This is a genomic window from Nocardia altamirensis NBRC 108246 (genome assembly GCF_001612685.1).
GTDB classification, from domain to species: Bacteria; Actinomycetota; Actinomycetes; order Mycobacteriales; family Mycobacteriaceae; genus Nocardia; species Nocardia altamirensis.
Window position 1 is genome coordinate 113,486 of record NZ_BDAY01000022.1, and the last position, 13,542, is coordinate 127,027.

Consider the following 13,542-nt stretch of genomic DNA (forward strand, 5'->3'; position numbering starts at 1 on the left):
GCATCGCCCGAGAGGCTAGTTACCTCAATGCCCCCTGATCGCCTGTCCAGCAAAGTATCTCGGGCGATGCTGGCCAATCACGCCGCGCTGCTATATGCCACGCGGCTTACCCGGCTGAGGTGTAGTGCGGTTCAGAACTCTCAGCGGAATGCGGCGATATTGCGGGCGACCCAGTCGGCGAAGGGGCGCGGGGCGCGGCCGAGGACGCGCTCCACGTCCGGGCTGATCTGTAGCTCCGCCGGGTTCGGGGAACCGATGATGTCGAGGGTGTCGTCGGCGAGCTCTGCTGGCACGAATCGGACCATTTCGGCGTTGGCTTCCTCGCGGGTGAGGTCGTGGAACCGCACCGGCGAGCCGAGCGCTGCGGCGATGGTCTCGGCCTGCCTGCGCGGCGTGATCACCTCCGGCCCGGTCAATTCGTACACGCCACCGGTGTGCTGGTTGTCCAGCAGGCAGGCCGCCGCGACCTCGGCAATGTCGGCCGGGTCGACGACCGGCACCCCGATGGTCGAGCCGACAACCCCACCCCAGGTCACCTACGGCCTCACTCAGTTCGGCCGAGACATCGGCGAACCACTCGAGGAACTGTTCGAACGGATCACTCGCAGCCGTTCTTGACGCTCTACGCTGTCAGCGTGCTCGATCGGGAGGGTCGGGCGCGCATCGAGTGAGCGGGAAATGCGTTGAATGATAAGACAACTGAAGAGACGGCTGCGGAACCAACCTCGGCAGATCGGGCGTTTCGAGTACGGCAGATCGGGTGGGTGCTTGCTGTCGTCGCGCTGTTCGCGGCAGGGGTGGGGGCGTGGTTCATCGGCGCTACGCCCCGCCGCTACTATCAGCTCCCGTTTGTTCCCACGTGGGCGTTCGTCATGGTCCTGCCTGTGTGCTGGACTGTGGGCGCGGCGGTCTACAGCCACTTCGTCTCGAGGCTGTGTCGGTGTAGACGGTGGGTGCGCACCGCAACCGGCGTTGTCCTGATGTCGTTGATGATGATTGCGTGGCCGATCTCGATTTTCTTGTCGAGCGCAGCCGGCACCGGCGGGCGCGGAACGGTCAGGGCCGTCGAGGTGAGTCCCGATGGGCGCTATGAAGCCGTCACGGAGTCGTTCTCGGACGGGTTCGAACCCTCATGCCGCGTGTGGTTGCGCGAACGCGGCGGATTGTTCAGCAGACAGGCGCTGGCATGGCAGCGGATCGAAGGGAATTGTCCAGTGCGCGTGTACTTCCCGGACGACACCACGATCAGCGTCACCGAGCGGAAGGACAGTGCGCCGATGACGACAACGTTCGATCGTGACCGGATGGAAGTGGCGCAGACCTTACCGCCGCGCGGCCGTTGACAGTCGGTCGGCTGCGAATATCGGACTGTTCATCGGTCACGACGGCGGCTCCAAGACCTGCGCTACCTCCAGCCGGTCGGGGTCGAAGTGTGCCGTGATTTCCCGGCCGCGCGCATCAATGATGCTGATCGTGTTGGTTTCCGTGAAGGACACACGCCGTGGACATCGCTGACCTTCAGCTGCCGTCCACACGCGGGTCTGCCTGCTGAAAAGGCCGTCGCGCTCCCGCAGCCTGACGCCGCAGAGGGTGTCGATCACGGCGTTCACATCGTGCGTGACGGCCTCGTAGCGACCGTCTGGACTCACCCCGACGACCACGACCTTGCCGTCACTCGAACCGAAGATCGCCAACAACATCATCAGCGGTACGAGAGGCACCATCTCCAGCGCCAGGACAGCGGCGGGCACGAACCAGGTCCACGTGCGCCACCGACCGGTCTTCGCTGCGTGGACAAGCAGCGCCACTGTCACGATCCAGCACATCAGCGGGACAAAGCCGGAGACCACCTGCATCCGATAGAACCGGTGCGCCAGGAGGATGGCGGCTGATGCCACGAGGGCCGCCGCCAACAGCACGGTGATCGTGAGCAGCCAGACGACCCGCCATCGGCGCTCCGCGCTGTCTATCGCGGACCTTCGCCCACTCGAAATCGTCTGCTTTGCCAACGGTCAACCTAACTCGCGCAACCCGTTTCGGCTCCGGCGGCCGAACGCTCCGCCAGCCTATCGGCGTCCGCCCTACCTGATCTCGTTGAATTGTCGTCTGTTTCGCGATCAGCCAACCGGCGATGGCGAGGACCGCTTCGGTGGTTTGTACCGTGCTGGTATGACTCGCAGAACGTTGATGGCAGTTCTTGCCCATCCGGACGACGAAGCGACCACTATCGGCGGAACGTTGGCCCTCTACGCCGCTCGTGGTGTTCGAACTGTGCTGGTCACCTGCACCAACGGCGAATTCGGCGACCGACCCTACGGGCGAAGGCCGGATCCCGATCACGACACCCGGGCGGCAGCGGCGGCTCGTCTGGCCGAACTTCACCGGTCTTGCGAACATCTGTCGGTCGACACCGTCGAACTACTCGGCTACCACGATTCCGGCACGGTGGAGTGGGAGCAGCCGTACCTTTCGACACTCTTTCGTGGTGTCCCGGTGGAACGCGTCGCGGGCGACATCGGTCGACTGCTGGAACAGCATCGCCCGCAGGTGGTCCTGACCCACGAGCCGGACAGCACCCGCCACCCCGATCACCGCCACGCCGCACAGGCCACAGCACTCGCGGTGGAGTCGACCAGTATTGCCGCGAAACTCTATTACAGCGCGCACGGCACGCGGTATTGGCGACGCGTCTACGAGGCATTGGCCGACAACGGATTCCACCGTCCAACACCAGATCCCGACCGAGTGAAACTAACTGATCGGATCGATCGAGCAATCACGACGACCATCGACGTCGGCTCGGTGCTGGACCGCAAACGACAGGCCGTGTACGCACATACCGACCAACTCGCCGATTCAACGGCGGCAAAGGTGCCCGAAAACCAATGGGCAACCGTCTTCGCCGAGGAGGACTACATCCGAATCCACGACACCACCGCAGCACCCACTCCAGAAACTGACCTCTTCGCAGGAATCACCGACTAGCGCAAGCCAATCGCAGCAGTTGCGGATGCTCGAAGACCCGGGTCAAGTCAGTTCGTAAAACCGGAACTTGTCGTTGTCGATCGGGTGGATCGTCACGTTCGTAAAGCCTGCCTCGTGGGCGTACGTCCGTAATGTCGCCGGGCGCATGACGGCTCCGGTCGCAGCCGAGGTCTGGTCACCCATGGCGCCTGGCAGGCAGGCGGTCAGGCTCCACCCGTATTCCTGTTGTTCTCGCACGGAACCGGGAGCCGTGAGCTCGTCTTCCGTCCACAGGTCGACGACCAGGACAGATCCCTTCTCCGCCAGTAATTTCCGCGCGGCAGCCAGTGCGGCGACCGGGTGAGTCATGTCATGCAGTGCCTCGATGATGGTGACGAGGTCGTACTTCTCGGTGCCTGCCAAGCCGGCGGCGTCCGTCGCGGCGAAGGTCACACGATCGGATACGCCTGCGGCGGTAGCGTTTTGCTGCGCGGCGGAGATGGCCATCTTGTCCAGGTCCATGGCGTCGACGGTCAGTGTCGGATACGCCAGCGCCATCGCAATGCTCGACCAGCCGAGACCGCAGGCAATGTCGCAGACCCTGGCCGGCCCGGACGAGAGTCGCTCGTGGATCTCCGGAATGGCGGGAAGCCATTGCTTGCCAAGCAGATTGACAAACAGTGGCCGGTTCGACTCGGCCCGGCCCTCGGGTTCCCACGGAATCGGCGGCGGCGCGGCACCGGTCCGATATGCCTCCACCAGATCGGCCATCCGACGGCCGACGCGGACAAGGTTGATGCTGTGCTGCGTGTCGAACAGCACGCTGTCCCGGTCGGCCAGCACCGGGATGTGCGACGGCGGCAGCGTGAACCGATGGTCGCCGTCCACCTCCAGTAACCCGGCAGTGGCGTGATGCTCGAGCCATTCGCGCGTGTAGCGTTCCGCTGTTCCGGTGGTGGCGGCCAGTTCCGCGGCGGTCATCGGGCCGCCATCGGCGAGCGCCCGGTAGTAACCGAGGCGCTCACCCAAGTAGATGGCGTACATCTCCAGCGCACCCGTGAGGTTCTGGAACAACCGCTGAGACAAGGCATCCGTGTCCATAGCGGCCAGAATGCCAGAAATCATCGGAGATGACTGCCTGCTGTTGCTCGATCATCCGAACGGTTCAGTGGGCGGTCAGTTCTTGGTCCAAGACGGCGAGTTGGGCTCGTACCTGTGCGTAGAGCGAGGAATCACGGTCCAGGGAAGCGAGATAGGCCGACCAAGCGGTGCGGTCTTCGCGACCTTCGACGGAGGCGATCCACCAGTTGAGGATGGCGGGGTCGCGGGATTTCAGGACGGCGGCGCGCAGGCGGGCGCGCAGCGATTCGCGGATGCGGCCGACGCCGGGTGCGCGTGAGGTGGGGAGCAGCGGGCCGCGGTAACACGCGATTGCGGCGGCGATGTCGCCGCGGCGCAGGCCGTTACGCAGCTCGCCGAGGTCCGAATCGAGTTCTGTCAGTAGCCGGTAGGGGCGGGAGCCGAGTGTGGTGCCGCCGAGAATCCTACGGAGGCGGGAGATTTCGGCGCGGACGGTGACCGCGTCGAGGTCTCGTTCGTCCAACAGCACGGCGATGTGTTCGGTCCCCAGACCCTCTGGATGCTCCATGAGCAGGAGCAGGATTTCGGAGTGCCTGCGCGACAGCGTGATTCGTTCGTTGCCGAACAACAGGGCGGGGGCCGCGCCGAGTAGTTCGACCCGCGGCGTCTCATGGCAGGCGATCGGGTGGGCTCGGAGTTCGGATTCGGCTACGGCGACGGTGGCTCTGATCAGCGACAGGACTTCCGGAGCCGCGACGCGGGGGCCGCCGGTGATGTCGATGGCCCCGATGATTCGGCCGGTGGCCGGGTCGTGGACCGGGCCTGCGGCGCAACTCCATGGGTGCACCAGGCGGCTGTAGTGTTCGGCGCCGAAGATCTGCACACAATGGTCGAGGGCGAGGGCTGTGCCCGGGGCGTTGGTGCCGACGGCGGCTTCGCTCCAGTCGGCGCCGTCGACGAAGTTCATGGTGGCGGCTCGGTCCTTGGCCGCCGAATCGCCTGCTACCCAGAGCAATCGGCCGCGGGCGTCACTGAGCGCCACCAGGAGCCCGGTGTCTTCGGCGTCTTCGACCAGCAGAGTCTGCACGACCGGGCGGACCGAGGACATCGGGTGGGTGCGCCGGTAGCGTTCCAATTCGGTTCCGGTGAGCGCGGTCCGGCCGATCTGCCGGTCCGGGTCGACGCCGTTGCCGCGGCTGCGGAGCCAGGACGCCTCGATGACTTCGCGGACCGGCGCGTGCGCCGCACCGCGCTCGACGAAGGAGGCGTGTGCGGCGGAGACGTCGGTGCCGACTTGGTCGGCGTCTTCGTCAGGGCGCAGCGCTACCCATGGATTCCCCCTGGTCCCCGCACCTTTGCCCACGTCCTCCATACTCCCCGGCCGATGCGTTCCGATCAATGTGTCGACGGCACAACATCGGCGCAGGCAGAGTCCGGCGATGATTTTGGTTGGTGGGCACCGTCTGTACCGATATGCGATTGAACGACAAGAACGCTGTGGTCTACGGCGCGGCAGGCAGCATCGGTGGCGCGGTGGCGCGGGCCTTCGCGCGCGAGGGCGCGCACGTGTATCTCGTTGGGCGGACCAAGAAGACGCTCGACGTGGTGGCCGACGAGATCATCGGCAGTGGTGGGCGGGCCACCGTCGCGCAGGTCGATGTGCACGATCGAGCGTCCGTGGAAGCCCACGCGGACCAGGTGGTCGAGCAATCAGGTTCCCTCGACATCTCGTTCAACGCGGTGAATGTCAATGAAGTTCAGGACATACCCCTTGTCGACATGGAGCTGACCGACTTCATGACGCCGATCATCGAGGGTGCGCGGGCACATTTCATTACCGCGACGGCGGCCGCGCGCAGAATGACCGCGCAGCGATCCGGCGCCATTGTGCTGTTGTCGAGCACCGCGGCCGGTGAATCCCGGCATCGGATGGGCGGATTCAATATCGCGTGCGCCGGAGTCGAGGCATTGACGCGCAGCCTCGCGGGCGAAGTCGGCAGGCAGGGTGTGCGAGTGGTGTGCCTGCGACCCAATTTCACTCCGGAAACCGTGCCTGGCCTGGCGGCGGACGATCCTGAGCTGCGGCCGCTGATCGCCGATACCCGCCTCGGACGGCTCCCCCGCCTGGCCGAGGTCGCCGAGGCAGCGGTGTTTGCCGCATCCGACGGTGCGGGCGCGATGACTGGCGCAATCCTCAATCTGTCCTGCGGCGCACTCGTCGACTGACCGTATTCGAGAAAGGTCAGAGGTAGGGAGCCACCTGCTCGGCGGCCTCGACCGGGTGGCCCGCCTGAATGGGTGCACCCAGCGCCCGAAATCGCCAGATCTCGTCGGTCCGCTGGACTTTCGCCACCACCATGCCGGTGTGGTTGCCGCCGACGCGGAGGTTGCCGCCGCTGAGCTCCAGGTCGGTGCCACCGTCGACCAAGCGCCAATATGCGTTGTGCACCCGTTCGAAGGTGTGGCCCGCGTACGACGTGACGACGAAGAAGACGGTCGAGGCCCGGCCAGGCAAGCGGGTGAGGTCGACGGAGATCATTTCACCATTGCCTGCACCGGTGAGGTTGTCGCCTTGATGGCGGACAGCACCGTCTTTCGAGGACAATTGACCGTAGAAAGCCGCATCGAGTAGTTCTCGCCCGGAAAAGACCAACGCCGATGCGTCGAGGTCGATATCGGCTTCGCGCAATCCGAATCGCCCCGGTTCGCGGACCGGGTCCCAGCCCAATGCCATTTTCACATGGGACAGTTCCGCGCCGCCCGGTTCGCACAGAGTTATTTCGGGGCGCGTGGCCAACTCGCTCGGGCTGAGTGGTTCCGGCAGCTCCTCGGCAGGTAGACGCTGTACCACCAACCTGGGTGCGTGGCCGACCTCGACGCCGTGCGCGGTGATCAGTGCGGCGAAGCCGTCCGCGTAACCCTGGCCGAGGGGGCGGAGTTGCCAGCCGTACTCGTTGCGGTCGAAGTCGACGGCGACCACCGTGGATTCCGCGCCGACACCGTCGATGACGTAGTCGCACAAGCGATTTCCTGCAGCGTCGTCGATTCGCAAATCCGGCGCCGCGTATTTGTCGAAGCCGTCCTGCTGATCGTCGAGGGTGACGACGACTCGGACGTGGTCGATGTCGGCGGGGACGGCGCCCAGGTCCATCACCAAGGCGCTCGGCTCGCCCGTGGTGCGGACCAGGCGCACCCCCTCGCCGAGGGGCTGGTTGTAGAAGACAAGATCGGCGTCCGTCCGGACCATGCCTTTCGCGGTGAGCAGCAAGGCGGACAAGTCCACCGCCGCACTGTGTCGCACCGAAACCATGATGTGCTCGGTTTCGAGCACATTGTCCTGCCCCCGACTCAGCAGCACCGTCACTATTTCACCCTACAAAAACAGTCACGAAATCCAGGGAACGGCACGCGCCGATTACGGCGCAATTTACCGCGAAGATAAAGACGCACTGTTTATGGCTGCGTTTACTACTATTCAGCGCGCGGCGACAGCGACGGCATAACGCGCTTCCAGGTGACACCCGAGACGCGTTTTGACATCGGGTAGCCCTTTGCCCCAGATCAGCCCCTGCTTCTCGGCCGCCGCCCACCCGACGGTGCGCCGGAAGGCATCGAAGTACAGATGCTTGCGACCCCCCTCCGCGACGGGAAGCGCGCCCCACCGATGCACCAGCGGCCAGCTCGGATGATCGAGAATCGTGAACGCCGCCAGCAGTTTTCGCGCCGAGTCGTGATAGTGCACCGCGTACACATCGGGGCGGCGCAGCAGTCGGTGCAGCCATTCGTCGGACATGCGCGGCGCCCGGCCGAGGCCGTCGTACTTCGCCTCGGTCCGGCGGAACAGCTCGATCAGCTGATCGGCGTCGAGTGCCGCGGCGGGCCCACTTCCCGCGATGAGGTCTTGATCGCGAGCCAACCACCTGGCCTCCGCCCGCAGGCTCCGGCGTCGATTCGACGACAGCGTGCGCAGCCAGCCCTGCTCGTCGGGCCACGCGACCGGCAGCACCGCAGTCGGATTCACCGTCCTGATGATCCGGACACCGCCGAACGCCTCGGCCTGGCCGAGCTCGAGTTCGCGCCACAGCGTGCCGAGCACCGCGTAGCGAAAGCGGGCGCGCAGGCCCCGCGCGAGCACCGCGAAAAGCTCTGTCTCCCTTCCTGGCTCGGCCACCCACCAGCCAGGCTGGCCGGTGCTGCCCGGTGCGGCGACATTGGCCACCCCCATCCAGCGCGCCGCCGCCATCGCGGCAATATCGCCGCCGTCGCGCACGATGGCGATGCCGAGTCGAGGGCCTGCGGCGGCGAGCACGTCCCAAGCCCAGGTCGCGCGCAGTCCGGCCGACTGCCGCCAGTCCTCCCACCACGGCGGTGCCGCCTCGCGGTGCGGGTCGAAGGTCTCGACGTGCATCAACTCCCCTGTTCCGACCGCAGGCGCGGCAGCGTCGTCGCCGCGAGCACGGCGTAGGAGGCGACCAGCACCCAGAGCGCCGCAGGCGGTCCGTGCGCGGGCACGAGCAGCGCGGCAAGCACCGCGACCGCAACGAATTGTGTTGCGGCACTTGCCGCCGCAATCGTCAGCTGCTGCCGTCCGGCATTCTCCAACAGGAACAGTGCGAGGCTGACGACCGCATGAATCGGGATCTCGAAACAGAGCAGCAGCACAATCAGCGCCGCGGCCGACAGCTGCCCGGCGACCGCACCGACGAGAGCACAGCCGAAGACACCCGCGCCGAGGCCGACGATCAGCAGTCTGCGGGCGATATCGACACCGGCCCGCGCGCCCGTACCGCGCAGCCGCAGCGACGAAACGGGTTGGTAGATCCGCAACAGGTACAGCGTCAACGAGCCGACCACGCTCGACATCAGTAGCGCCAGATACAGGGTCGTGCTCGCCTCCCGCTGGCCGCTGAGCGCGAGCACCGCATAGAGCACCCCGACGGCCGCGCTCCCCAACGGTTCGTACAGGCCGAGCAGCAGTTCGGCACGCACAATCGCGGTGGTGGCGCCGCGCCGCGGGCGCGCAAGCAGCGCACCAATCGGCACCGCACCTCGCGCCGACCACAGCGCGACACCCAGCGTGACCGCGGCCAGCAGCGCCAACTGCCCGCCAGGTGAAAGCCCGCCGCTCACACCGGCAAGCACTGCCACCGGAAGCAGCACGGCGAGCAGGAGAAACCCCCGACTGTCGTGCATCGGCCGACCCGACGCGCGATGCACCGCGACCAGCACCGTGAGCAACCCGAGCGCCGCGCTCCACGCCGCCGCGAGCGGATAGACCACCACCACCGAACCTGCGGTCGCGAGCACCAGCACCAGCACCAGCGCGACAGCCAGCGGCAGGGCCGAGGTGAGCACTGCGGTACGAGCGACCACCCCGCCGGTTCTCGGCAACCGAGGGACGAGCTTCAGCACCGCCTTCTCCGGCCCGGAACTCAGCAGCGCGAGCCACGCCGTCGCACCGACCGCGCTCGCGTAGATCGCGAAAACCTCTGCGCCCCACCATGCCAACAGGACAAGCCCGATCCCGTGGTAGGCAATGCGAAATCCGCCGCGCCCGAGCACCAGCGACACCACCGTGCGCACCGCGGGCAGCGTCGACCGCGCGGCAGGAGTCGATACCATCAGCGGGTGCGCGCGTCCGCTCGCTGCCTGGCGCTACTGCCCCGCTGACTGTTCGCTCCGCGCCGCAAACCCGCAGTGCGACGGCGGAACCCGCCACCGAGGCGATGCCAGAACCGGTCGGGCAGGAAGAGCACCAGTCCCGCAAGCAGCAGGTGCACGACGATGAACGCCAGCGCCTCGTTGCGGCTCGCGACATGGCCGAGCCGCACCGTCATGTGGTCGGCCCAATCCCATTGCGCAGCCAGCGGTTTGCCGCGCAGCAGTTGGAACGCGAGATCCTCGATCCCCGACAGCATGACGAGGATGCCCGCGTAGCTGACCCGGCGGGCGACGGCCGGTGCCGCACCACCCAACCGGAGCATGAGGGCAAGGCACAGGATCAGCAGCGGGACCAGGATCCGCATCCACGAGTACAGCTTGTCGAAATCGTTGTCGATCGCGGCGGCGAAGATCTTCGGGACGAGGAAGCAGAACACGACGAGAAACGCACCGAGAGCACAGAGTTCGATGAGCCGCCCGCGCTGAAACCAGTGCGGCCGCAGGCTCGCGATCGTCTCGGCCGCCAGCACGAAGGGGATCAGCGAGGCCAGCAGGGTCCAGAGATTCTGGATGCTCTGCTCGCGCCCCGACGCCAACCACACCAAGCCCGCGGCGACGATCGCCAGTGCCGCGAGCACCGCGCTGCGCACCGCCGGTTTCATGCGGCACCACTCAGTTCGAAGCGAAGCATGGCGCGCACGGTCGCGGCAGCGGCCGCCGCCCCGTCCGGGCTGTCGGCGACAACGACGAAGTGCCCCAGCTTGTTTGCCGCATTATGGTACGGAAGTACCGCTTGTCCCTGACGTGCGAACAGAATCAACTCAACCAGCTCCGGTACGGTCGCGGCGGCGTCGGCGCCGACCACGTCGGCAACCACCCCCGCCTCGTCGGTATAGAGGACTTCCGAGACCGCCGCCCGCGACCGCGTCGGAACCACGTCGGCCGCACCGCCGGTCGCGGCGGCGATCGAGGCGGCAACGGTGTCGACGCCGTAGGCATGCCGGACCAGCTCGCCGAGGCCGTTGCCGCCGACGCGGGCGCCCATTTCGATCAGGTGCAGCCGACCCGCGGGATCGATCAGCAGATCGATGGTCAATGGTCCACGCAGATAACCCAACTCGGCCACCAGCTCGTCGAGCAGCCCGATCAACGCGTGTTGCTGTGCGGCAGCGAGATCGGCGGGCACGCGATGTGCCGTCGTCACGAAGTACGGTGCGGGGGTCAGCGTACGTGCACTGACCCCGACGAACGCGATCCGTCCCCCATCGACGAATGCTTCTGCACTGTAGTGACTTCCGACAAGCTGTTCTTCCACGATCACCTCCCCTGCGCTGGCGTAGCGCGCCGCCACCCGCGCCGCGGCCGCGACCTCGGACACGTCGGCGCACACCTGGATGCCTCGGCTGCTCTGTGCATCAAGGGGTTTGACCAACACCGGGAACCGGAGGGCGGCGGCCCGCAGCACGAGTTCACCGTCGGCGGGACCCGCGACATAGCCGTAGCCGGGGAACCCCAGCCGATCGCACACCGCACGAAAGTACGACTTGTCCTGCGACGCAAGCACCGCCGTCGCGGCGACCGGATCGGGCAACCGCCACTGCTGCGCCAGCCACCGCTGAGCAGGCAACCCGGTGTCGCTGGCCGGGGACAACACGCCGGCGATGTCGGTGCGCCCGTCGAGTTCGGCCGCGATCAGCTCCGGATCGCGGATGCTGGCCTGCACGAACTCGTCGGCGAGTGGCCGGGCGACCGCGTCACCGCGGCGATCGACACAGATGGTGCGGTACCCGAGTTCGCGGGCACGGCGGAAGGTGGACGTGGCACCGTCGGCGCCACCGAGGATCACCAAGGTAGGAGTCATCGCACGCCACCACCGATCGTGACACGCTCCAGGTGCAGCCGGTCGGAATCATCGATGGCCAGGTCGGAGGCTCGCACGTAGTACAGCGCCCGATCGGTGCGCCGAGCCACCATGACCGAGTAGTGCAGCGTCAGCGCGATCGTCGGCAAGGCCGCCACCTGGGTGAACAGCACCGCCGACAGTGCCGCGGCGATCCCGATGACCCCGGCGCCGAGCAGCACCAGTGCCACCGCCCCGACGACGGTAGCCGCGGCCACCAGCAGCGTCGCACCGGAGGCAAGTGCGGTGGAATGCCCGACATACAGGTCGAGCGCGTGCCTGGCCAGCCGAACGACGGTGAACTTGGACGAACCTGCTCGCCGCGCCTGGTGCGCCGTCCGCACAGTCACATACCGATTCGTCACCGCGGGCAGCGACGCCATGAAATACGGTGCAGGACGCCGCAACTCGACAATGCGGCGCGCGACGCCCGTGCGCACCAGCCGAAACGTGGTTGCCCCCTGCGGCATTTCGATGCCGAGCACGCGGCGCGCGATCACGTCCGACAGCGTCGATCCCCAACGCCGCAGCCGCGGATCCTTGCGCTGGTCCCGCACGCCGAAGACCGCGTCCACCCGATCCGTGGCCGCCGCGATCAGCTGATGCGCCTGGCTCGGATGACTCTGCAGGTCGGCGTCGACGTGCAGAATCCACGCCTTCGCCGCGTACTTGTAGCCCGCCGCGAAGGCGGCTTCGAAGCCGAAGTTGCGGGCGAACGAAATGTAGTGCACCCGTTCGTCCTCGGCGGCCAGCCCGATGATCAACGGCAGGGTCTCGTCGACGCTGCCGTCGTCGACGAACAACACCTCCACGTCGTGCGCGCCGAGTTCGTCGACGATCGCCCGATGCGCCGCAACCACATTGTCTTGCTCGTCGCGGCACGGCACCACCACGGTGACGCTCACCATCACGTCACGCCGTTGCTGTCTCGCACGGCTCCGGCGCCGTCCAGTGCGTGCCACGGGTTTCGATGAACCACTCGATCGTGCGGCGCATGCCGTCCGCCAGCGGCAGCAGCGATGCCGGGTCGACGCCGATGGCGGGCAACGTCATCGGGTCCGCGCGCACCGTCGCGCCGACCTCCTCACCGGGTCGCATCGGCAGATCGACGATCGGCACCCTCGGGTGTCCGAGCGCGACGCACTGATCGATGATCAGCTCGGCCACCGAGCGAATCGACTGCGAATGCGCGGGCCCCACTTCCATCACCGCGTCGGGCACCACGCCGTTTCCCGCCGCCTCGAGCGCCGAAACCAGCACTCGCGCAACGTCACCCACCCACACCATGTCGGAGAGCTGAACGCCGCCGCCGTACAGTTCCACCGGCCATCCCGACAGCGCACGGCAGATCACCGCGGGGGTGAACTTGCGTACTTTGCCCGCGCCGAACGGCGCCGCAGCGGTCTGCCTCGGCCCGTAGGCATTGACGACCCTGACGTTGGTGACGCGGGTGCCCCGATAGGCATTGAACATGTGCACGAACCGCTCGACGGCGGTCTTGGAGATCGAGTAGCTGTTGTTCATCCAGTGATTGCCGACGCAGATGTAAACGCCGGGCAGGTCGTACTGCGTCACTGCTTCCAGGAAGTTCAGTCCACCAACAAGATTCGTCTCCGCAGCGGGGCGCGGTTGCTTGATCGTCTCCTGCGTACCGAGCACGGCGGCGAGGTGGATGATGCCTTCGCAGTGTGCGGCGAGCTCGGTCATCGCGGTTCCGTCGCGGATGTCGCCGAGCATGACCTCGTACGGCTGCTTCCCCGCATGGCGTCGGTGGTCGAAGATCACGGGTTCGTGACCGCGGTGCACCAGTTCCTCACAGACATACGAGCCGATGAATCCCGACCCACCCGTGACGCCAACCTTCATTCCGTTGTCCCACCTAGCACTATATTTCCGGCCAACCGCCGCTGATATCGACGGAATTGCCGTATGTGTCC

At 66.6% G+C, this 13,542-nt stretch carries 14 protein-coding genes; 3 read left to right on the plus strand and 11 right to left on the minus strand.

What is annotated here, in order from left to right:
• Positions 1 to 140: 140 nt before the first annotated feature.
• On the minus strand, positions 141 to 536 hold the full coding sequence (locus tag NA11_RS14940) for a Rossmann-fold NAD(P)-binding domain-containing protein (protein ID WP_218023302.1): 396 nt from the start codon (positions 534 to 536) through the stop codon (positions 141 to 143).
• A 228-nt stretch (positions 537 to 764) separates the two neighbouring features.
• On the opposite strand from NA11_RS14940, the gene NA11_RS14950 reads away from it, so the two are divergent.
• A complete protein-coding gene (locus tag NA11_RS14950; protein ID WP_069162475.1) occupies positions 765 to 1,343 on the plus strand; it encodes a hypothetical protein in 579 nt (192 codons plus the stop codon).
• A gap of 36 nt (positions 1,344 to 1,379) precedes the next feature.
• Here NA11_RS14950 and NA11_RS14955 read toward each other — a convergent pair whose 3' ends face one another.
• Entirely contained in the window at positions 1,380 to 2,009 is a 630-nt protein-coding gene (locus NA11_RS14955) for a hypothetical protein (RefSeq protein WP_069162476.1), read from the minus strand.
• Between the two features lie 160 nt (positions 2,010 to 2,169).
• Here NA11_RS14955 and NA11_RS14960 point away from each other — a divergent pair, with 160 nt between their 5' ends.
• Positions 2,170 to 2,985, plus strand: a complete 816-nt coding sequence (locus NA11_RS14960) for a PIG-L deacetylase family protein (RefSeq protein WP_069162477.1) — start codon at positions 2,170 to 2,172, stop codon at positions 2,983 to 2,985.
• Between the two features lie 42 nt (positions 2,986 to 3,027).
• On the opposite strand, the gene NA11_RS14965 is transcribed toward NA11_RS14960, so the two are convergent.
• On the minus strand, positions 3,028 to 4,065 hold the full coding sequence (locus NA11_RS14965; protein ID WP_218023303.1) for an SAM-dependent methyltransferase: 1,038 nt from the start codon (positions 4,063 to 4,065) through the stop codon (positions 3,028 to 3,030).
• Positions 4,066 to 4,129: 64 nt separating this feature from the next.
• Complete coding sequence (locus tag NA11_RS14970; protein WP_069162479.1) at positions 4,130 to 5,416, minus strand: sigma-54-dependent transcriptional regulator family protein; 1,287 nt, start codon at positions 5,414 to 5,416, stop codon at positions 4,130 to 4,132.
• Between the two features lie 101 nt (positions 5,417 to 5,517).
• Between NA11_RS14970 and NA11_RS14975 the strand changes: the two genes are divergently transcribed.
• Positions 5,518 to 6,270 carry an SDR family NAD(P)-dependent oxidoreductase gene (locus NA11_RS14975; protein ID WP_069162480.1) on the plus strand — a complete coding sequence of 251 codons (753 nt, stop codon included), beginning with the start codon at positions 5,518 to 5,520 and terminating at the stop codon, positions 6,268 to 6,270.
• Between the two features lie 16 nt (positions 6,271 to 6,286).
• Here NA11_RS14975 and NA11_RS14980 read toward each other — a convergent pair whose 3' ends face one another.
• The 7 genes from NA11_RS14980 to NA11_RS15010 form a co-directional block, all read right to left on the minus strand.
• Positions 6,287 to 7,408, minus strand: coding sequence for a TerD family protein (locus tag NA11_RS14980; protein WP_069162481.1), 1,122 nt, complete (start codon positions 7,406 to 7,408; stop codon positions 6,287 to 6,289).
• Positions 7,409 to 7,519: 111 nt separating this feature from the next.
• Entirely contained in the window at positions 7,520 to 8,452 is a 933-nt protein-coding gene (locus NA11_RS14985) for a GNAT family N-acetyltransferase (RefSeq protein WP_069162482.1), read from the minus strand.
• Entirely contained in the window at positions 8,452 to 9,666 is a 1,215-nt protein-coding gene (locus NA11_RS14990) for a hypothetical protein (RefSeq protein ID WP_141717593.1), read from the minus strand. Before NA11_RS14990 ends, NA11_RS14985 begins: the two co-directional genes overlap by 1 nt.
• Positions 9,666 to 10,367, minus strand: coding sequence for a hypothetical protein (locus NA11_RS14995; protein WP_069162484.1), 702 nt, complete (start codon positions 10,365 to 10,367; stop codon positions 9,666 to 9,668). The genes NA11_RS14990 and NA11_RS14995 overlap by 1 nt, the downstream gene beginning before the upstream one ends.
• Positions 10,364 to 11,566, minus strand: coding sequence for an ATP-grasp domain-containing protein (locus tag NA11_RS15000; RefSeq protein WP_069162485.1), 1,203 nt, complete (start codon positions 11,564 to 11,566; stop codon positions 10,364 to 10,366). The genes NA11_RS14995 and NA11_RS15000 overlap by 4 nt, the downstream gene beginning before the upstream one ends.
• A complete protein-coding gene (locus NA11_RS15005) occupies positions 11,563 to 12,513 on the minus strand; it encodes a glycosyltransferase (protein ID WP_069162523.1) in 951 nt (316 codons plus the stop codon). Before NA11_RS15005 ends, NA11_RS15000 begins: the two co-directional genes overlap by 4 nt.
• 4 nt (positions 12,514 to 12,517) lie before the next feature.
• A complete protein-coding gene (locus NA11_RS15010) occupies positions 12,518 to 13,471 on the minus strand; it encodes an NAD-dependent epimerase/dehydratase family protein (protein ID WP_069162486.1) in 954 nt (317 codons plus the stop codon).
• Between the last annotated feature and the right edge of the window lie 71 nt (positions 13,472 to 13,542).

Bases quoted from the DNA above. Each gene is read 5' to 3' on its own strand.
- NA11_RS14975 (WP_069162480.1), top strand. From the start codon at position 5,518: ATGCGATTGAACGACAAGAACGCTGTGGTCTACGGCGCGGCAGGCAGC.
- NA11_RS14990 (WP_141717593.1), bottom strand. From the start codon at position 9,666: ATGGTATCGACTCCTGCCGCGCGGTCGACGCTGCCCGCGGTGCGCACG.
- NA11_RS15010 (WP_069162486.1), bottom strand. From the start codon at position 13,471: ATGAAGGTTGGCGTCACGGGTGGGTCGGGATTCATCGGCTCGTATGTC.
- NA11_RS14960 (WP_069162477.1), top strand. From the start codon at position 2,170: ATGACTCGCAGAACGTTGATGGCAGTTCTTGCCCATCCGGACGACGAA.
- NA11_RS14995 (WP_069162484.1), bottom strand. From the start codon at position 10,367: ATGAAACCGGCGGTGCGCAGCGCGGTGCTCGCGGCACTGGCGATCGTC.
- NA11_RS15000 (WP_069162485.1), bottom strand. From the start codon at position 11,566: ATGACTCCTACCTTGGTGATCCTCGGTGGCGCCGACGGTGCCACGTCC.
- NA11_RS14970 (WP_069162479.1), bottom strand. From the start codon at position 5,416: ATGGAGGACGTGGGCAAAGGTGCGGGGACCAGGGGGAATCCATGGGTA.
- NA11_RS14985 (WP_069162482.1), bottom strand. From the start codon at position 8,452: ATGCACGTCGAGACCTTCGACCCGCACCGCGAGGCGGCACCGCCGTGG.
- NA11_RS15005 (WP_069162523.1), bottom strand. From the start codon at position 12,513: ATGGTGAGCGTCACCGTGGTGGTGCCGTGCCGCGACGAGCAAGACAAT.
- NA11_RS14965 (WP_218023303.1), bottom strand. From the start codon at position 4,065: ATGGACACGGATGCCTTGTCTCAGCGGTTGTTCCAGAACCTCACGGGT.